Origin of the sequence: Chryseobacterium sp. Mn2064 (assembly GCF_049319685.1) — a bacterium.
Classification (GTDB): domain Bacteria; phylum Bacteroidota; class Bacteroidia; order Flavobacteriales; family Weeksellaceae; genus Chryseobacterium.
Map to the genome: position 1 here is coordinate 21,928 of NZ_JBMOUE010000004.1, position 20,060 is coordinate 41,987.

19 protein-coding genes are annotated in these 20,060 nt (G+C 35.2%); 13 read left to right on the top strand and 6 right to left on the bottom strand.

The features are described from left to right. Nucleotides 1-115 precede the first annotated feature (115 nt). Nucleotides 116-952, top strand: coding sequence for a sulfurtransferase (locus ACL9RH_RS15275; RefSeq protein WP_422694230.1), 837 nt, complete (start codon nucleotides 116-118; stop codon nucleotides 950-952). 48 nt (nucleotides 953-1,000) lie between these two features. On the opposite strand, the gene ACL9RH_RS15280 is transcribed toward ACL9RH_RS15275, so the two are convergent. The 4 genes from ACL9RH_RS15280 to ACL9RH_RS15295 are packed head-to-tail and all read right to left on the bottom strand — an operon-like array spanning nucleotide 1,001 to nucleotide 2,901. Then, complete coding sequence (locus ACL9RH_RS15280) at nucleotides 1,001-1,327, bottom strand: SUF system Fe-S cluster assembly protein (protein ID WP_089693143.1); 327 nt, start codon at nucleotides 1,325-1,327, stop codon at nucleotides 1,001-1,003. A 3-nt stretch (nucleotides 1,328-1,330) separates the two neighbouring features. Then, the gene (locus ACL9RH_RS15285) at nucleotides 1,331-2,032 is read right to left on the bottom strand and encodes a 3'-5' exonuclease (RefSeq protein ID WP_422694231.1); all 702 of its coding nucleotides are present in this window, start codon (nucleotides 2,030-2,032) and stop codon (nucleotides 1,331-1,333) included. Nucleotides 2,033-2,047: 15 nt separating this feature from the next. Continuing rightward, on the bottom strand, nucleotides 2,048-2,395 hold the full coding sequence (locus tag ACL9RH_RS15290) for a tRNA-binding protein (RefSeq protein WP_422694232.1): 348 nt from the start codon (nucleotides 2,393-2,395) through the stop codon (nucleotides 2,048-2,050). Next, nucleotides 2,392-2,901, bottom strand: coding sequence for a hypothetical protein (locus tag ACL9RH_RS15295; RefSeq protein WP_422694233.1), 510 nt, complete (start codon nucleotides 2,899-2,901; stop codon nucleotides 2,392-2,394). The genes ACL9RH_RS15290 and ACL9RH_RS15295 overlap by 4 nt, the downstream gene beginning before the upstream one ends. A 291-nt stretch (nucleotides 2,902-3,192) precedes the next feature. Here ACL9RH_RS15295 and ACL9RH_RS15300 point away from each other — a divergent pair, with 291 nt between their 5' ends. From ACL9RH_RS15300 to ACL9RH_RS15340, 9 genes are all read left to right on the top strand, one after another. Continuing rightward, nucleotides 3,193-7,131, top strand: coding sequence for a hypothetical protein (locus ACL9RH_RS15300; RefSeq protein WP_422694234.1), 3,939 nt, complete (start codon nucleotides 3,193-3,195; stop codon nucleotides 7,129-7,131). Between the two features lie 29 nt (nucleotides 7,132-7,160). Continuing rightward, nucleotides 7,161-8,657, top strand: coding sequence for a hypothetical protein (locus tag ACL9RH_RS15305; protein ID WP_422694235.1), 1,497 nt, complete (start codon nucleotides 7,161-7,163; stop codon nucleotides 8,655-8,657). Nucleotides 8,658-8,671: 14 nt separating this feature from the next. Then, complete coding sequence (locus ACL9RH_RS15310; protein WP_422694236.1) at nucleotides 8,672-9,151, top strand: hypothetical protein; 480 nt, start codon at nucleotides 8,672-8,674, stop codon at nucleotides 9,149-9,151. A gap of 52 nt (nucleotides 9,152-9,203) precedes the next feature. Beyond that, nucleotides 9,204-11,585, top strand: a complete 2,382-nt coding sequence (locus ACL9RH_RS15315; protein ID WP_422694237.1) for a hypothetical protein — start codon at nucleotides 9,204-9,206, stop codon at nucleotides 11,583-11,585. A gap of 6 nt (nucleotides 11,586-11,591) precedes the next feature. Then, complete coding sequence (locus ACL9RH_RS15320) at nucleotides 11,592-11,882, top strand: hypothetical protein (protein ID WP_422694238.1); 291 nt, start codon at nucleotides 11,592-11,594, stop codon at nucleotides 11,880-11,882. A 43-nt stretch (nucleotides 11,883-11,925) separates the two neighbouring features. Next, complete coding sequence (locus tag ACL9RH_RS15325) at nucleotides 11,926-12,258, top strand: hypothetical protein (protein ID WP_422694239.1); 333 nt, start codon at nucleotides 11,926-11,928, stop codon at nucleotides 12,256-12,258. A 120-nt stretch (nucleotides 12,259-12,378) separates the two neighbouring features. Then, nucleotides 12,379-13,158 carry a hypothetical protein gene (locus tag ACL9RH_RS15330; protein WP_422694240.1) on the top strand — a complete coding sequence of 260 codons (780 nt, stop codon included), beginning with the start codon at nucleotides 12,379-12,381 and terminating at the stop codon, nucleotides 13,156-13,158. Next, nucleotides 13,158-13,688 carry a hypothetical protein gene (locus tag ACL9RH_RS15335; RefSeq protein WP_422694241.1) on the top strand — a complete coding sequence of 177 codons (531 nt, stop codon included), beginning with the start codon at nucleotides 13,158-13,160 and terminating at the stop codon, nucleotides 13,686-13,688. Before ACL9RH_RS15330 ends, ACL9RH_RS15335 begins: the two co-directional genes overlap by 1 nt. Nucleotides 13,689-13,992: 304 nt before the next feature. Continuing rightward, nucleotides 13,993-14,325 (top strand): hypothetical protein, encoded by a 333-nt coding sequence (locus tag ACL9RH_RS15340; RefSeq protein WP_422694242.1) that lies wholly within the window; start codon nucleotides 13,993-13,995, stop codon nucleotides 14,323-14,325. A 612-nt stretch (nucleotides 14,326-14,937) separates the two neighbouring features. Here the strand turns inward: ACL9RH_RS15340 and ACL9RH_RS15345 are convergent. Next, the gene (locus ACL9RH_RS15345) at nucleotides 14,938-15,762 is read right to left on the bottom strand and encodes a universal stress protein (RefSeq protein ID WP_422694243.1); all 825 of its coding nucleotides are present in this window, start codon (nucleotides 15,760-15,762) and stop codon (nucleotides 14,938-14,940) included. Between the two features lie 290 nt (nucleotides 15,763-16,052). Between ACL9RH_RS15345 and ACL9RH_RS15350 the strand changes: the two genes are divergently transcribed. Together ACL9RH_RS15350 and ACL9RH_RS15355 are read left to right on the top strand one after the other, a co-directional pair. Then, a complete protein-coding gene (locus ACL9RH_RS15350; RefSeq protein WP_422694244.1) occupies nucleotides 16,053-17,111 on the top strand; it encodes a sensor histidine kinase in 1,059 nt (352 codons plus the stop codon). Beyond that, a complete protein-coding gene (locus ACL9RH_RS15355; RefSeq protein WP_422694245.1) occupies nucleotides 17,108-17,872 on the top strand; it encodes a LytR/AlgR family response regulator transcription factor in 765 nt (254 codons plus the stop codon). The genes ACL9RH_RS15350 and ACL9RH_RS15355 overlap by 4 nt, the downstream gene beginning before the upstream one ends. 152 nt (nucleotides 17,873-18,024) lie before the next feature. Here ACL9RH_RS15355 and ACL9RH_RS15360 read toward each other — a convergent pair whose 3' ends face one another. Further along, complete coding sequence (locus ACL9RH_RS15360; protein ID WP_422694246.1) at nucleotides 18,025-18,618, bottom strand: porin family protein; 594 nt, start codon at nucleotides 18,616-18,618, stop codon at nucleotides 18,025-18,027. 305 nt (nucleotides 18,619-18,923) lie between these two features. Between ACL9RH_RS15360 and ACL9RH_RS15365 the strand changes: the two genes are divergently transcribed. Continuing rightward, nucleotides 18,924-20,036, top strand: coding sequence for an efflux RND transporter periplasmic adaptor subunit (locus ACL9RH_RS15365; RefSeq protein ID WP_422694247.1), 1,113 nt, complete (start codon nucleotides 18,924-18,926; stop codon nucleotides 20,034-20,036). The last annotated feature ends 24 nt before the right edge of the window (nucleotides 20,037-20,060 follow it).

The window sequence follows — 20,060 nt, forward strand, 5'->3', positions numbered from 1 at the left end:
GAAACCTTTTTGAGATATAAGATACAACAGGAGCGGGTTTTAGCCCGCTTCGCTATATTAGAACGTATTGGGTAAAGCCAAAATGTAATTCAATTCAACCTAAAAAATCAACAGAATGTCGTCAATCATCTCTCCATCTGAATTAAAAAACCTTCCGGCAGAAAATCTCATCATTCTTGATGCAAGAACCGGAAAAGATGTAAAACAAAATTATCTTGACAAACATATCAAAGGTGCCCGATTTATAGATTTGGATGCAGATCTGGCTGAAATAGGTGAAAATGCTGCTTTTGGAGGGAGGCATCCGCTTCCTTCTGTAGAAAAATTTGCTGAAACACTTTCAGACCTTGGAATTCCAGAGGGTGCTCATATTGTTGTTTATGATGATAAAAACGCTTCGAATGCAGCTGCTAGAGCATGGTGGATATTAAAGTCTTTTGGTTTTGAGCATGTTCAGGTTCTTGATGGTGGAATACAGGCTGCGGAAAAAGCTGGATTAGAATTTTCTTCAGGAGAAGAAATATTTGATAAAGCTTCTGTAATCCAAAAGAATCAATGGAAGTTACCAATTTCAAGTCTTGAAATTGTTGAAAATGATTTGAAAAATGGTTCTTCTACCGTTATTGATGTAAGAGATGCATATCGTTATAATGGAGAGTCTGAGCCGATTGATCTGGTTGCAGGACATATTCCGGGAGCGATCAATATTCCTTTTTCTGAAAACCTTGATGAAAATGGAAACTTTTTACAACCTGAGGTTTTAAAAGAAAAATATAAGAAGTTATTAGAAAACAAACCTGAGCATCTGATTATTCATTGTGGATCAGGAGTTACTGCGTGCCATACTATTTTGGCCTTAGATTATGCTGGTTTTCCAATTCCTGACCTGTATGTAGGCTCGTGGAGTGAATGGAGCCGAAGAGAGGGCAAAGAAATAGCAACAGAAATATAAAAGTAAAACCCCGGAAATCGTTCTGGGGTTTTATATTTTTAAAATTGATTAAAGCATTCCCAATTCAAACTTGGCTTCTTCACTCATCATATCCTTATTCCAGCTTGGTTCGAAAGTAAGTTCTAAATCAACGCTTTTTACATTCTCTACTTCGCCTACTTTATCTTTCACCTCTTGCGGAAGAGTTTCTGCAACAGGACAGTTCGGAGTAGTAAGTGTCATTATAATTTTTACGTCAGCATCATCGGAGATCTGGACATCATAAATCAGCCCTAATTCGTAAATATCTACCGGAATTTCGGGGTCATATACGGTTTTCAGTACACCAATGATTTCCTCACCAATGTCAGCAATTTGATCGTCTGTAAATTTCATTTTTTAATCTAGATTGATATTCCTTTTCAACAAATCTTCCTGACGCATACGCCGGAAAATATTTGCCAAAGTTAAGACATCTTTTTCACAATAATCAACAATTCTCTGCAAGTCTTTCTCTATGTAGTAAATTGATGAAACCATTGAGCCGTCAATATCATCCTTTGGAGTGGGAATACCAAAGACATGAGCCAGCAACTCAAGGGATACAAAACTTTTATAATCTCCGAATTTCCACAACTCCATCGTATCTATGTGTGGAATTTCCCATGGCTTTTTTCCAAACATTTGAAACGGAGCTGGGGGCTGCATTCCGTTAATGAGGTATCTTCTGGCAATCCATGGAAAATCGAATTCTTTTCCGTTGTGAGCACAGAGAATAACATTATAAAGCCTGGGACTGTTGAAAATTTCACCAAATTCTTTCAGCATTTTCTTTTCATCGTGTCCGGAGAAACTTTTTATCTTCAGCGTTTCATTTTTTTCTACCATTCCGATGGTAATGCAGATGATTTTTCCAAACTCGGCCATAATACCGGCTCTTTCATAGAAATCTTCTGCAGAAATATCATCTTTTCTTTGAAATTTCGTTTTCTTATTCCAAAGGTGTTGTTCTGTTGCAGAGAGTTCATCCCAGGATCCAGCTTGAGGAACGGTTTCAATATCAAGAAATAAGACCCTTTCTAAAGGTATGTTCTGTATCATATGTGTTTTTTAGTTTTATCCTAGTTGCATTCCGTTTTTGGTAGGCAGTGAAGGAGTGATAAGTGTGACATCTTTTTTGTCTTCACCATATACTCCCAGCACAAGACATTCGCTGAAGAAATTGGCAATCTGCTTTTTAGGGAAATTGACTACTGCTAAAATCTGCTTTCCTACAAGATCTTCTTTTTCATAAAGAGTGGTAATCTGTGCGGATGATTTTCGGATTCCTAAGTCACCAAAGTCAATTTCAAGCTGGTAAGAGGGGTTTCTTGCTTTTTCAAAATCGTTCACGGCGATGATGGTTCCGCATCGGATGTCAATCTTTTCAAAATCTGCCCAGGTAATGTCTGGTTTTACTGTCATGATAATGTGTTGATTAAATGTTCTACTTCTGTTTTCTGTTCTGCATATTTCTGTTGTAATACTGAATCTTCACCCATTCTTTTATAATACTCCAAAGCTTTGCCGCCGAAGAATTTTTTATGAAAATCTGAAACTTCCGGAACCTGGGGAAATACTTTATGAAAAAGCATTTCATAATAGGCCTGGAATTCTCGTTCATTTTTGTCTTCAATAACCTGTCCGGGAGCTTTTTGCCTTACATGAAGCATTTCGTGGGCTACCATATTCAAAACAAGGTTCAGATCGAAATCAAATAAATTTCTTGGGATCATCACCGTTTGCGGACCACCCAATTCTCCTTCTGCCGTCAGAAGCATTGAGGTAGATGAAAGTTCTTCCCTGAAACCAAAACCTGCAAAGTTTTCATGTTCCAGATTAAAAGAATGGATCAGGTATTGGGCCGCATCCAAAATCTGGTTGTGTTCCTTGTAGGCTTCAAGATGGAGATTAACCTGTTCGAAATTCATTTTGAATATGTTTGATAACAAATGTATTAAAATATTGAGAATACTGAGGTGGGTTGTAACAAAGGTTTTCGGATTTAAAAATAAAAATACTTTTTATATGTCAAGTTTTGTCGCTTCTCTGATGGATATTTGCTTCAGAAAAACACAGAAAATGAAACTTGACTTAAAAACACAAGGTGGACATCTTTTGCCGGAAACCACGTAAAAAAATAAGGCTAAAACCTGAAGAGGCTCTAATAAAAAGAACTTCAGATCTTAAACCTTTATAAAATCAACCAAATTTACAAAAAGATGGAAGCAATTAATCAAAATAATAGCTCACAAACCCTATTCAGGTTTGCTACAATGCGCAGTCCGGAGCTATCTGAACCCAAAAACAAAGAAAGAAGGTTTGTTTTCAGAAATGCTCTTACACAAAAAGGAGTAATTGATTCAAGAGTAGAAGCTGGAGAATCGCTGAAGAATGTCTGTGAAAAAATCAGGGACTTAATCATAGAAACTGAAGAATCTTTACAGGCGAGGAATATAGCATTCTATGAACTTGCTGTCTGGGTAGCAAAAAATAAAGAAAAAGCCAGTAAAACCGAGTTTGATGATAAGATCAATGCTTATAAAAAATCTCAGACAATTGTTGAAATTACTTCTGCAATTTGGGATAATCTTATTTATCAGGTAGTCACTCAAAAGGATTTTTATGCCAAAGAACTATTAATGCAGTTTCTGCATTTAGATCATATATTATCAAACTATTATGGGACTCAGGAACAATATGAGGATGTAATTAAAGCAAAAGTGGTTCTTCCCAGGGAACTTTTTAAGGTAAAAGAAAATTCATCTTCAAATAATACGGTAGTTTCAAGGGCAGAGGGTAAAATGTCAGGCAATATTCCTTTCAATAAAAGTGATCTGAAATTTGCAGAAGCAACAGTGAATCTTAAGAGAAATCAGGACCTGTCTACAGTTTTAGAGAAATATGAAAGAACTTATCAAAAGGAGTATGAAATAGCCTATGGTATAGCTTATGGGGAATACTTAGAAAGAGCAAGACCTGCACAGGCAGAATATGATAAGCAAGTAAAAGAACAGGAATATCAGAAAGAAATTTTTCTAGCTGCAAAAAATAACGAGGGCTTATCAAGTTTAAAATATATTCCGGTTCCTGATGTTCCTGCTTTTAAATTTAATTTCCGTCCTGAAATTGAAACAGAAAGTTTCTTGCAAAAATTGAGTGAAGAGAACACAGAAGCTTTACACCGGATATTCAAAACTTCTGACTTGACCGAAGCCTTAAAAGACGTCTCTACATTTACGGAGCTTTTTCAAGCCATTGAACATAATAATCATTTATTACAGCAAACGGTCTTAAATAATACAAACCTTTCCCCTCAGGTTTCTAAAATTGTAGGTGGAGTTGTTATACCTGTAACACAATCAATCAATACTCAGGAAATTTCTTTTACTGCTGTAACCTGGAATGGGAGCTTGGGAGTTGGTGACCATTCTATGATTTTGACTACCGATATAAACGATCCAAAACATATTGTAAGCGGAAAATACAATATTAAATCTGAAGATCAATCAGTCTTGGCTAGTGGTACTTTAGCTTCCACTTTTGATGCCCCTAATGTAACCTCTTTATTTAATACCCCGGAAAAAATACCCAATACTACCGTAAGAGGATATGAGGTTTTATTATTAGAAGGAGAAGTTACTCTTAATGATGGACTTGTATACATTATGAAAGGGAAACTAGGGGTGACTTCTGATAGAATTTACAGATTTCAGGGAACCGGAATTTTTACACTAAAAAATAAAGGAACTGGTGGCGATGGAGGAACAACCGGTAATTGCCTGCCTGTGTTATTAAGAACCAGATCCTTTCAAAACTATTCTGACAGATGGCTGTTGAGTATGAGTCCTAGAGAGACTACATCACTTTTTTCATCAGCTTCAGGAACAGTTAAAATATTGGATAATAATGGTAATGTTGTTCAAACCTCAAATCAATTAAAAGTTGCCGGTGGAGGAGATTATTTATCCCTGTTCAGCGATGGTGTTCTGCCTCAGTTACTTATTAAAGATACTATCAAGAACGGCTGTCAGTTTGAAGCAGAGCTTACCCTTGATGACGGAAAAATATATACCTGTAAAATTCCTATGATTACATATACTGCAGGAGGAATAGATCCGGTAACGAAAATTCATAATCTGACAGGTGAAGGGAGCATTTGCCTGAAGGGTAAAGATAATCCGATCACACCTGAAGAAGATCAACCATTTATTCCATCAGGTTTTGGAATGAGAAACATAGGTATTGCTGATTACCGAAAAGTAGAACAAAGTACTTATTGCTATGTAGAGGGGGAAGTTTCCCACATTGAAAATATCATGGCAAAAGAATATAAAGAGAAATCAACAAGGAGACTTAAAAGAAGTGAATCTCAAATCACTAAATCTACAGAATCTGAAAAAGAGAAATTGACGGATACTACATCTACGGAGAGAAATGAGATGCAAAACGAAATTTCGAAAGTACTTCAGGAATCCAAAGATTTTGCAGCACAGGCAGGATTTAATGCTTCATGGGGAGCCGGAGCAAAATATATGTTAAATACCGCAGCCAACTATGCTACTCATAGTTCCAAAGAAGAAAGTAACAGACAGGCCGTTACCGAAGCAAAAGATGTTACGGCAAGAGCATTGGAAAGGATTATTACAAAAGTAAAAGAAGAACGTATTGATAAAATTCTGGAAGAGTACGAAGAAAATAATAAACATGGATTTGACAATACCAAAGGGAATAATCATGTTGTAGGTGTTTACCGGTGGGTAGATAAAGTGGTTAAGAATCAAATTTTTAACTATGGAAAACGTATGATGTTTGAGTTTATGATTCCTGAGCCGGCTAAGCTACATTCCCTGGGAATAAAAATAAGTAACACTTCTGAAAACCAACTGGTAAAACCTATTGATCCACGAGAAGCGCCAGGTATGCAGATTAAAGATTGGAGTGCCCTTGCAGACTCAACAAAACTGAAATACTGGTTAGGGTATTATAATGTAGAAGTTGATGACAGACTGGAATCCATAGTGTACGTTGGAAAATCAATTGATTATTCTTCTACGGAATCAAAACAAGCCTCTTCAAAATCAGATCTTATTGCCATTCCGGAACATTATATTACCGAATCTTATGTTGTGAAAAGTAGTAATTCTTTTCCCGGTTATAATGGCTGGGGAAATGGAGCAAGTTTATTAGTGGGAGGAGAAAGTTCGCCTAATGCATTTTTAAGATTTGTCAGAGAAGTTCCAATTACTATTGCAACAACCAATGCTCATTATTTCCATGCCACGGTTAATATCAAATGTGTGCTGCAGGAGGAATATAAAAATGGGTGGTTACAGAAAGCATTTAACAAGATCATAGATGCTTATAAAGATGAGCTGAATAAGTATGAAGCAGCCTTGGCAGATGCAAAAGCTGTAGGAATTCAGATAAAAGGGTCAAATCCTGGATTCTATAGAAAAATAGAAAACACAATTCTAAGAAGAAACTGTATTTCCTATATGCTTAATCAAAACTCTGAGGCATCACTCACTTTTGGTAAAAAAAGATATTATACCAATGATAATTCCACTACAGAAACCTTTGAAAACACTGATATTAAAGTGGACGAAAAGCTGGACAGATATGCTGCATTTATCAAATTTATGGAACAGGCATTTGAATGGGAAATCATGAGCTACTATTTCTATCCTTATTACTGGGGCGAAAGAAAGTCCTGGGCAGATTTATATCAGTTTGATGATAATGATCCTACCTTCAGAGCCTTCATGCAGTCTGGTATGGCGAGAGTTATCGTTACTGTAAGACCAGGGTTTGAGGAAGCTGTAAGACACTTCCTGGCGACAGGGCAAATCTGGAATGGAGGAGAAGTTCCTGTAATTGATGATCCTTTGTTTTTATCCATTGTGGATGAATTACGTTCACCAAAAGCAACAAAAGAAGGAGAGCCGTGGAGAGAAAAAATTCCTACATCTCTTACTATTCTACAGGCAGGTTCTATAGGATTAAAAGTTGAAAAAGCTTTGCCTTGTAACTGTGAACCGGATGTGAAGTTTGATGATGAATTGGGAAACTTTTGTGCCACCAATTTTGAATCCAATGATCACTTACTTGGCGTAGAAACCGGTGAAGGACAGAAAATTATTTCAGGAGATTGGGTGTAAGAAAAATTATTAATCAAAAAAATCAGAATATGTCTATTATAGGAAAAATTATACGTGTAAATGAATTGCCTCCGGTGGGGGAAAGAGAAACCAATGTCATTTACCAGGTAGCCGAGTCTGGCTCACCTATTTATACAGATTATGCTATTGATCAAAATGGCGACCTTAAGACCCATGCCGTTACCGATGGAAGTATTCCACTGGAGCTGGCAGATACCCATCTTTCGATTTCAAATGCTTCATTTGTTGCGGAAGGAATTAAATACCAGGCACAATACAATACCCAGACAAGAGAAAAACTGGATCATAAGCTGGATATGCCTTCTGTTGATGGAAATGCCCAGAATTATCCTAAAATTGTTGGTTTGGATGATAATGGAAATGTGGCAAAACTGCCAGCAGGAGATTTAGGTAAAAATATAGCTAATTCCTCACTTACTACTGTGCCTGGTGCCGGATTGACCCTTGGAGCTAACTGGACTCTCAATACTTCCGGGTTTTATTATTCGGTAACAGGATTGAGTGATAAATCTGCAGATACAACCTTCAATAGAATGATGGTACAGAACTCTTCCGGACAGATTTCGTGGAGTAATGGAAAAAATATGATTTCCAATTATCCATTACTGTTGAGTGATGCGGAGAAAGTAGCATGGAGAAACAGGATGAAGCTTTCAACAGAAAAATTTTCGACCGGAACTCCACGAATTGATGTGCTGTTATTACCATTTATCGACAATACGAAAAATTTTATTCAGTATACAACATTGGTGGGATTAAATCTCTTTGTAGATAATGTTTCATCTAATGCGTACATCAAGGTCAAAAGAATCAAAGATGCTAATGGTACTAATTTGTCAACTCCTGAAGAGTATCATGTTGATAATTTTACAGTGATGCAGAACTTTCCCAACAATTTAAATTTTGGGATCAATTGGAGTACAAAGCCAGAAGGATATTATCAGGTATTCGTTACCCATAATGGGTTAACAAACCCCAGCTCTCCTGAGCTCATTGTAAAGGCTGGTCTTACCTATAGTCAGTTTAAAGGAATTACCAATTGGACCTCGTTAACGGGAAGTGCAACCATAGATGATACCTCTATTTCAATATCCCAGGGTTCATTTGCCCAATCTGATGACTTAATTTCTATCGAAGATATTAATGCAGGATTTATGGTTTCTTTTTCAGTAAATAATAACCTGTCTAATTACGGAGCCAATTTCATAAGCTACTTTCATGGAGGAATTATGGGAGATGATGGTACCTTTTACGGTTTTGCAGCTTATGGTGGCGAAGGAAACTGGATCATTTATCAGGGAGACCTTTTGCCTGTGAGAAATGAGACGTTTCACATTGCTTATTATAATGGGGTTGTATATGTCATTGCAGAAAGTAACGGTATGACCTATCAACAATTCAATTCCACTTTTAATCAGTCTCCCAAGAGGTTTTGCATTTCGAGAGGAAGCGGTGGCCAAGGATCACTATCAATGAACCTACTTGGAAAAATATTATTGTCTTAAAAAAATATAAAATTATGAACACACATTTAACTATACCCGAAAATATTAAAGAAATTCTCAGCAGTATCGAAAATACATCACTGAATCTTGTAGAGTTACCCCTGCATGCGCATCCAAAGCTTCCACAATTTGCAAGAAGCATTCGGGTGTTGGATATAGACGCCAAATCTAAACAACAATTTATCTCTTTCAGGTATGAGCAGGTACTGAAAGACAAGGCAACAGGAGAAGAGATCAACATCTCATTGCCGACGCCGGAATGGGTGATCTATAAAGGAACATGGAGCTACCTCCGTGACAGCAACAGTAATTTTATAGAACTTCCTCTGCTTAATCCTGAAGCTGATAAGGATTCAGATAAGGTAAAAGTTCCAAGCTATCAGTACATGCTTTGGCTTCTGAAAAATAATAAGGTAGGCCTTACTGAGCTTTTAACCTCTTATCTGGATGAATTTGTGAAAAGTTGCAGAGACAGTCTGGACAAGCTTTCCTAAGAAGTATTAATTAATGGCAGAGTGTAACGCTCTGCCTTTTCAAAAAATAAAAATGATGGAAACACTTGAACTTAGAGAAATTATCAGTAAAGAATGGCGTACCGATGATTATATAAAAAAGCAGCTGCTATGCAACAAGCTGAAATACAGCAATCAGTTCAATATGCACTATATTCTGGATTATAATATCAATGATTATGATGCCATTGCAGAAGAAAATTATATAAAGGATGATCAAGAAAATTTCATTTATATAAACACTTATCTTAACAAGAATAAAGAACTTGTTGATCTGGTACAGACTCAATGCGAAATTAAATTTGAGATTAATGGGCCACAGGAGAAAGTATCTGCACAATTAATTTATTTTTATCACAGGGATGCTGATAATGTGTCGTTAAGGAGAAAAAAAGCAATTGTACTGGAAACTTTTTCTTATGAAGAGTTCAGAAATCTTGTTAAATACGTTGGCTATGATGATTTTGAAAATTATCCTGAATATAAACGATACTTTATCGAAATTTTTAAATCCCATTTTCTTAAAGCTGACGGAGATAAAGCAGCTAAAGAGATTAAGTTTCTTTATACTCAGGCACCGGAGTTTGTTCTTAAGGGAATGGAACTCGAAGATGAAACAATATTCGGACATATATTGGCTCTGACCAATCTTGATGATACCGGTGTTTTCAGTGGGTGGAGAGATGGAAGCTCTGCTTTGATCAACGCAATAAAAGCGCTTTCTGGTCATCATTTTCTCCTGGAAAAATTTAAAGCTGATCCGGGGCTGTGTAACAGAATTTATTTTAACTTAGATGGGGTTAGCGAGATAAACGGTGAAATGAAATCTAACCGGATTATTTTTGCTACTTTTCTGATGGAAGCCTGCTTGCTTTCAGAGAACCGACCAAAGGAAGGAGCCCCAGAGTTCAAAATAGGAAACGGATATAAGGTCAATACAAAGGTATTGGAATTAGGAGGGTTTCTTTTAGGCTTGGGAAAGTCCAGCGATAAAACATTTTATCTCCAACAGCAACAGGAAGTGGTAAAAAGAATTTTTATTGTCCCCAAAGAAGGAGATCCTAATGCAACTGAGCAAGTGACAAAGGATCTGGATGAAGGTGCTCAGTTTTATCCTCTGGATATGGTCTATTTCAGAGATATAACCCGGTCAGAGGCTTTGGATAAGGAATCAGGGCAAGAAGATTCAATTACTATGATGGTTCCTGCTATTTATGTAAAAGCATTGGCTGATGCAGAAAATTGGGAAAACATCAATGAAACGATGCGAATCGTAGCAGATATGATGGGAGTCGTTTTTGGAATAGGAACATTGGTATTAACAGACAATCCCTATCTGTTATTGGCAGCATTAGCGGATCTCAGCTTAGCAGTACCTGATCTTACCATACAGGCATTTCGGGAACAGATTGCCAAATTGCCGGGAGGAGAAGAGTTTCTGAGACAATGGGATCTGGTTTATAATGTTTTGGGAGCAGCTGTTGCAGCACCACAGGTTGTAGTGGCCTTGTCACAAGCTGTTGTAGCTTTTTACAGAGGCTGTTTAAGCTTACTGAAATTACCTGCGACGGCTGAAAAAGTAAAACGGGGTTTGAGAACGGTAGCTATTTCTGTATTTTTGGATCTGAACAGTGGAGTTTTTCAAAGAAAAGATCTCCGTATGTTTAGCCCTACAGAATGGGTAATCCCAAGCGCAGGGTTCTTTTCAAAAACTTCGGAATGTGATGCTTTGATTCAACACGGAGTATTCTTTATAGAGCTTGATGTTGCAACTATTATGGAGAGCATTAATAAAGGAAGTGGTATTAATCCTGATGTTATAGGAGCGATCAGCAATAATCGAAAGTTTGCTTTGATCTATAAAGGAGAGATTATTGCTCAGGGAAGTAGATATGATAAAGCTTATCAAAAAGTTTTACAAGGGATCAGGAAGGTAAGTGCTAGTTCTGAAAAAATTGGAGAAATATTAGAAGAGTTAATAAAACAAGTACGTATAAATAGAATAATTGAAGAAGATGGTTGGGTCGTAATTCGAGGTATAGAAGATGAAAATGTTGCTAAAGCTTGGTTAGATAATGAGGGAGAATTTAATATTTCGATTGTTACAAAAAATACTTCTTTAGAAAAAAATGGGAGGAAAATTTTTAAAAATTTATTTAATTTTATTAACAATGAATATGACGAAATTTTTAAAATTAGAGGAACTTGGAGAGCAAATAAAAAAATTGGAGATAATTTATTTTCTTTTAATGAATTTATAAAAAAAGGTATGGCTCCAGAAGAGGCTGCAAGGAATACTTTTACTGGAAAAATGGCAAGTGAATTAGGATTTAATACTGTTAAATTAGAATCTTCTACAATTAAAAACTCTGAAGGAGTCTATATTTCTGTAGATGTGGTATTCTTAAAAAAATAAATAATAATGACTATAGAAGAAAAATTAAACCTTATTGGTTTTAAGGGGTTTGTTCATTTAAAAAAAGATCTCAGAGATAACAAGAGACGAAAGTTTTTTAGTTCCAATTATAATGATAACGAGTTCAATATTATGATTGTAGAAAAAGATAATAAATGGACTATGGAAAAATTGGAGGATGCTGGACTAATTTCTAATGTTTTAAAGTTAAAAAATAATGAAATTAGTATTAGTGAATTAATACTTTTTTTTAAAAATTTTTACTATAAAAATGATGCAATATCGCAATACTTATAAAATTAATTGATAAAATTTATCAGATGTTTTAAAATTATTTAATATGGAAGATAGATTAATATTAGACGCAACGCATGCTGCAGTATGGAGAAAAAGAGTAAGTCAGATTTATACACATAAAGATATGTATAAGTTTGTAACTGGAGATTTAGATTTAAGTAATCTAAACATTGATATTGTTTTAAGAAATAAAGAAATTTTTGAGTGGATAATAAAACACCCTGAATATGATTATAAAGGATTATTGGAGTCCCCAAATACCAATGAAGATCTTTTTAGATTTTTTACCATATACTATGAAGATATTATTTTTAAATTAAATAAATATCTCAGTGGAGATTATATTATCAGATTATCAGAAATAGAAAATATGTAAATTAAGGCCGTTTTTAACTAGAAAACGGCCTTTTTTCTTTAGAAGATATTTGCTGTAAGTAGTTTTGTATTTACATATTTTGAATCTGAACGGCGGGGTTTCCAAAGAAAAGATCTCCATATGTTTAGCCCTACAGAATGGGTAATCCCAAGCGTAGGGTTCTTTTCAAAAACGTTGGAATGTGATGCTTTGATACAAAATGGAGCATTCTTTATAGAGCTTGATGCTGCAGCTATTATGGAGAGCATTAATAAAGGCAGTGGTATTAACCCTGATGTTATAGGTGCGATCAGTAGTAACAGGAAGTTTGCTTTAGTTTATAAAGGTGAGATTATTGCTCAAGGGAGTAGATATGATATGGTTTATCAAAAAGTTTTGCGGGAGATTAGAAAAATGAGCTTTAATTTTGAAAAAGTTGAAAAGATTTTGGAGGAGCTTAGAATATCTGCTTTTTGTGAAAGAATGCCCAATATTACTAATAAGGATCCTTTAGATGTTTTACCAGAAGAGGGGCTTGTTATTGGTTATAAAATGGATTCTCAGGGAGTTTTTAGACAATTAAATAATAATATTTTTCCATCTGATGAATTTGATTTTGTTATTACAAAATCTGGAGAATTAAAAATAGGATATAAACATCATTTATTAGGTAATCGGGAGGATGTATTAGCCGCTGGAGGGATTCGTTTTAAAAATGGAAGAATAGTAGAGTTTGATAATATGTCTGGTCATTATACACCAACATTAGAAGAAGCAGAGAGATTAGGAGAAATTTTAAAAGGCCTTGAAATACCTGTCAAAAGGGCTCGTAATGAGATCACACCTTTAGGTATAAATAGTAAAGGAGAAATTATACGGCTTGGAAAAGATAAAATAATATATATAGAAAACATAAAGTAATGGAGCAAATTATACAAAAACTACAACATGAAATAGAAGAACTTGGTTGGGATTCTTACAAACTTTTAAAAAATGAATTATTAACCTACAATTCTAGAGACTTAATAGTTAATCTGCTAAATTCGAAAAATTTTAGGTACAAAAATATAAGAAGCCTTTTGGTTATTATTCCTGAATTATGGAAAGATTTTAATCTGGATGATTGGATGTATATTATCCGGAAGGTTGACCGCCCAGCAAACTACCGATTATATATAGATGATGGTCCTTATTTTGAAGATATTCGTTTCCTATACAACTGGATTGGGGTTGATAGCATTAGTTTGTATAAAAATGATCTGGAAGTTTCTTCTAACAATAAGCAAAGTTTAGATAAGGTATTTCCTGTATTTCTACATGATACACTAAGGAATGGAGATTATAAAGAAGAATTTTTGGATGGCACTTTTGGAGATATAAAGTATTTCAGAGATATGAAACTTCGCTTGATTAGCCAAGGAGCAAAGCCTAGTCCCATGCCTAGTTTATAAGATTTGATGATAATTGTATAGGGAAATAACACAAATAAAGCTACTCCACGAGGTAGTACGTTGTCTAATAATCAAATAGATGTAAAGGAGGTGAAAGCATTGTAATCTTAGCTAATTCAGTTCATGTTTAATATACCTCCAAAGATTAGATCTTCTAGTTTGGTTTGAAAGACCAGAAAAATTATTTGACATAGGAAATAATATATGAATATGGCAAACCTCATCATCCTTTTTTATCAGGAGTACTAATATCTACCAGTTACTGAAGAAATAGGTGTAGAAAAGTAATTTAAAATTATTTAATATGGAAAGTAAATTAATACTAGACGCAACGCATGCTGCAGTATGGAGGAAAAGAGTAAGTCAGATTTATACCCATAAAGATATGTATAAGTTTATAACTGGAGATATAGATTTAAGTAATCTAAACATTGATATTGTTTTAAGAAATAAAGAAATTTTTGAGTGGATAATAAAACATCCTGAATATGATTATAAAGGATTATTGGAGTCTCCAAATACCAATGAAGATCTTTTTAGATTTTTTACGATATATTATGAAGACCTTATTTTTATATTAAATAAATATCTCAGTGGAGATTATATTATCAGTTTATCAGAAATAGAAAATATGTAAATTAAGGCCGTTTTTAACTAGAAAACGGCCTTTTTCTTTAGAATATATTTGCTGTAAGTAGTTTTGTATTTACATATTTTGAATCTGAATGGCGGGGTTTCCAAAGAAAAGACCTTCGTATGTTTAGCCCCACAGAATGGGTGATCCCAAGTGCATGGTTCTTTACAAAATCTAAAAAAGCAAGTCATAATGTAGATAAGGTAAAAGAATATTTGGACAGTTTAGAAAGATTTTCAAATATACAATCTGGAGAAGCTTTTAAACATCTTTATGAAGCCCTCCTTTTGTTTAATAAAAAATTGAAATCATACCTAATATAGTTCATTTTGTACTATATCTCTAAAAGATTAGATCACCTAGTTTGGCTTGAAAGATCAGAGGACGGTGTGTCATAAAATTATTGAAAATGAATAAGTTAATTTTTGAAACATTAGAAAAAATAAAACTGATAGAGTCAGCAAATACTTCTGTAGCTTAGGTGATAAATAATCAAAAACACTAAAAAATAGGACCGGAAGACATTTTCCGGTCCTATCAAACAAGATTAAGTGTAAAATTTAGCCTTTAAGGGCAAAAAGGATAATTCAAGTGATTAAAGATTTTTATTGATGCTTAATCTATGTTTAAAGGAATTGACAATAATGGAACTTTATTTTTGTAGGCCATGATGGCTGTTTTGCTACGGTGAAAAATAGATTCTACAAGATTGTATTTATAAGGAACCATTGTAAGAAGATCAGGATTCGTAATTCTTACTTCTTCTTCAATAGCCTTAATCACTTCTATGGCTTTGATCATTTTAAAACTATATTTAATATCATTCAGATCATATCCGGAGTTCAGATCATGGTCGTGAATGACCTCTGTGAAATCTTCCAGACTTTCACTTACATTGAAGATCTCAATTTCAGAATTGAATGCATTGATGAAATAATAGATATCATTCATAGCAGACCAGGTCATGCTTTTGTGGGTATCATAAGCAAATAGAATCTTTCGTATTCCTGTATATTCAATATGGGAAGGAATTATAAGGACAGGCTTTTTGATCCTGTGTATAGCTTTGCTAACCGTATTTCCCAACAACCTTTGTTCGAGCGTTTTTTCAGCCATTCCCAATACAATAAAATCACAAACAATAGTTGAAATACATTTTTCCAGCTCTTCTATAAAACTTCCTGAAGCCAGATAATATTCGGTTTCAATGGTGTATAATGTATTGATTTCAGATGCCTTTTCAGTCAGTTTCTTTTGATTTTTAAGGGTCTGTTCATAGAAAAAATCTGCTGATGCCTGGGCATTCAATGCATGAATAGACACTGTTTGAAGATTGAAAAGAACGATTTTATAGTTGTTTTCTTTAGCCAGAGAAGCTGCATAATGGGTGGCATTTTCAGCTTCCTGAGAAAAATCTGTGCAGACAATTATTGTTTTCATTGTACCGGATTTGATCCTGCAAAACTATCATACAAAGAGACATTCTTTCTTTAAAAATAAAGTGACATTGCATAAAATGGTGATGAAATGTACTTTTGAGGTGATGAAGCGTTGCGATTCATTCTAAGTGTTCTATTTAACGGTTCATCGATTGTTTTGGCGGTCTCGTTGAAATGATGGATATCTCATAGAAAATCTATTTCTATATTTACAATCATAAATTCCCGAATATGAACAGGATTTCTAAAATCAGGAAAAAAATTGTACGGAATAAAAAAATACTCTCTACCATGAAGAGAAGACTGGTGATCTGGACGGTAGCGATCATCACGTTCTGTGTGTTTTCTTATCTGATCAATCCTTTTGATCCTCTTTGGGATGGTTATCCCAAATCTTCATGGCAAACAATTGTAGAAGATTTATTGTGGGTATTTTTCTTTTCTGCCATCATTTCTGAAGTGAGTATTTCCATCGATGGAATTCTCAACAGACTGCTTCCGTGGAGAAACAGGACGGTAAAAAGACTTTTGATTCAAGGAGGACTTCAGATCATAGGAAGTATCCTGATGGTAATTATCATCAACTTTATTATTGAAAGTACCTCGGAAAGTCTCCCGGAAATGGATTCCCGAAAAGAATATACTCTGCTGGGACAGTGGGTGGCAACCAATATTATTATATCCCTTATTATCAGTGCTTTTAACACCGTAGATTATCTTTTGGCAAATTGGAAAAAAACCGCAGTAGAGGCGGCTCAACATAAATTGAGAGCTTCAAAACATAAACAGGCAGCCATGGCAGCAGAACTTCAGGCCCTTAAATTGCAGATTGATCCTCATTTTATTTTTAATAATCTGAGCGTTCTCTCTGAGCTTATTCTCGAAGATCAACAACTCGGATATGAATATTCGGAGAAATTTGCCAGAGTATACCGCTATCTGCTTGTTAATTCCAAAAAAGATATCATTGCCTTAGAAGAAGAATTGAAATTTTTGGAGTCTTATATATTTCTAATCGAAAAAAGAATAGGAGAAGGCGTCGTATTTAAAATAGATATTGAGGAAGAATATAAATCGATGTATACGCTTCCCTTATCATTACAACTATTGGTTGAAAATGCAATTAAACATAACCAAACCTCAAAATCTAATCCGTTAAGAATAGAAGTGTATACACTTCCTACGAAAGAACTGGTAGTTTCCAATACCGTTTTACCGCTCATCAATAAACCGGATTCTTCAGGAGTCGGGCTTACCAATATTATCGCGAGATATGATATTCTGGGATATACAAAACCCATTATAGAAAAAACTGAAAATCAATTTATCGTAAAACTTCCCCTGATATGAAGCTGAACAAAATTTTAATCATCGAAGACGAAAAACCTAATGCAGACCGATTGAAAAGACTCTTGCTGAAGCTAAGGCCCCACGCAGAAGTTGTAGCGGTAGAAGATTCTATTATTTCATCTGTTCAATGGCTGGAAAATAATGCTGCCCCGGACATGATCATGATGGATGTACGCCTTGCAGACGGATTAAGCTTCGAAATATTTAATAAATTTGAAATCAGAAGCCCTGTGATTTTTACGACGGCTTATGATGAATACGCCGTTCAGGCATTTAAATACAACAGCATAGATTATCTTCTGAAACCCATTGAAGAAGAAGAACTCGATATGGCGCTGAGACGTTACGAAACCTTCATAGAAACAGTTCCGTTTGTAGGAACAGCAATTGAAGGACTTTTAAACTATATTCAACCCAAAGACTACAGAAAACGCTTTCTTATTGCTCACCGTGATGGTTATAAAACCGTTTTGGCGGAAGATATCCTCTATTTTTATACAGAACTGGGAATGAGTAAGGCGATGCTGAATACCGGTATCGTTGAAAATGTTCCCCAAACTCTTGAAGAACTGGAAAAACAACTCGATCCTAAGTTCTTTTTCAGAGCCAACAGACAGTTTATTATTCATATAGACTCTGTAAGGCAGATTTCCAACCACTTTAATGGTAAACTCAAGCTCGAACTTCGAAAACAACCTGAAATGGAAGTGATTGTAAGCAGAGAGAAAGCCTCTATATTCAAATCCTGGATGGATTATTAAGATGATCTTCTTATGAATATTTCGAATAATAAATTTTGTTTCCTTTAACCTATTTACCTGTTATTTTCAAAATAAAAAATCTCCTCATCAATGTATGAGGAGATCTGTTGAAATAGGGAAGAATATAAAAGATCTTACTGTGAAAATCATTTCTACAAAGGAATAGCATACCCTAGGGAAACAGCAAAACCTCTGTTTTTTACATCCAGTCCCTTTTCATCAGAAATATTACTTAATCCCAGATTATATCTTCCATCTACAATCAGCTTGCCTGGCCCTGCAGGAAATGCTAATCCTGCCCCCATCTGCAATCCAAAGTCTACAGATTTGGTACTGCCGTATGCGGCTTTTACTTTGTCATTTTTCCCCATAAGGAAACCAATGGAAGGACCTGCGTTTACGTATACCGGGCCAAAGGTGTACTTCGCCAATACAGGAATCTCTATATAATTGAAATTATACGTCTGATTTCCAAAACTGTTTTTGAACCTTGTCCCTTTGCTGATAAAATTAACTTCTGGCTGTACAGAGAAATTGGTAAGACCCGTCTGTATATTCACTCCTAAACCTGCCTGAAAAGACGTTTTCGATTTTTCTCCGTTAACATTTTTGATGGCTTGGTTGGTAATGCTTATTCCAGCTTTGGGAATTAGCTCTATTCCGGTTTCTCTTTTTGCTTCTTTTGTCTGTTGGGCTTGTAGTCCGAAACCTAATGCGATGGCAGTAATAATTAATAACTTTTTCATTTGATAAAAATTTAAATGATCGACTTATTTTTTGATTTTTTAATACTGCGAAATTATGGCGATAAATAGCTCGCTATGATAGTTTTAAAGCCAACCGTATAAAATAAAATCTCAACCGTATTTTTAGAATGTTAGAGTGAAATAGCTGCTTTTTTACGAATTTAATCAGGTAATTTGGTCATATTTCCTTTCATTTTTCATATCATACGCTTCACCTGCGATTAATTACGCTTCACCATATTTTCACATGAATGTCCTTATTATATAAGCTTATTTTGCCACTGTAAAATTTAAAAGCAAATGTTATGAACTACAGAAAAGGATATTGGGTTCTTTCACTCACCGTAGCAGCAATACTTTATTCTTGCGGTTCCGGAAACGGACAGGAAAATGCCCAACAAATGCAGGCTCTCCCTACAGACTTTATCCAGATGAAATCTGGTGACGCAGATGTAGCAATGGGCTACCCCGGAAGTATAGAGGGACAGGACAATGTGGACATCAAAGCACAGGTGACAGGATATCTGGAAGCAGTATATATTAAAGAAGGTCAATATGTCAATAAAGGGCAGACGCTCTTCAGAATCAACCCTTCTGTGTATAATGAACAGGTAAATACCAATGAAGCAGGACTGAAAGCCGCTCTGGCTGCTCAGGAAACAGCAAGACTCGAAGTTGAAAAGCTAAAACCTCTTGTGGAAGGAAAAGTAGTTTCCGATATGCAGCTTAAAACGGCACAGGCCAGTTATAAAGTAGCTTCTGCACAGGTTGCACAGGCTCAGTCTTCATTAGGTTCTTCAAAGATCAATGCTAACTTTACTTATATCAAAGCGCCCGTTAGTGGATACATTGGAAGAATTCCTAATAGAATAGGAAACCTCATCAGCCCTTCTGATGCTTCTCCGTTAACAACCCTTTCCAATATAAATACGGTAAACGTTTATTTTTCTATGAATGAGGCCGAGTTTATTGCACACAGTAAAGCCACAGGAAATGGTTCAGAAAATGTAGAATTGATTCTGGCAGACGGATCTACCTATTCTCTCCATGGGAAACTGGAAAACGCCAGTGGAAATTTCGACAGAAATACAGGAAGTATTCAGATGAAAGCTGTCTTCCAAAATCCGGACAAATTGCTGAGAGCAGGAGGTACAGCAAGAGTAATGATTCACAATGAACTGAATGGAGTGATTAAACTCCCAAAGACTTCCGTAAAAGATATCCAGGATAAATTTTTTGTCTATAAACTGAACGGAAAAGACAAAGTGAAAATGACTCAGATTAAAATCTCAGGAAGCACTTCTGAGGATTACTTTGTAAAAGAAGGCGTGAACACAGGAGACAAGATTGCAGCCAACAGAATTGATGCTCTTACAGACGGAGCTCTGGTTGTTGCTAAAGTAGTGCCTTCTAAATAGTCGTATAAACATTCTTACAAAATT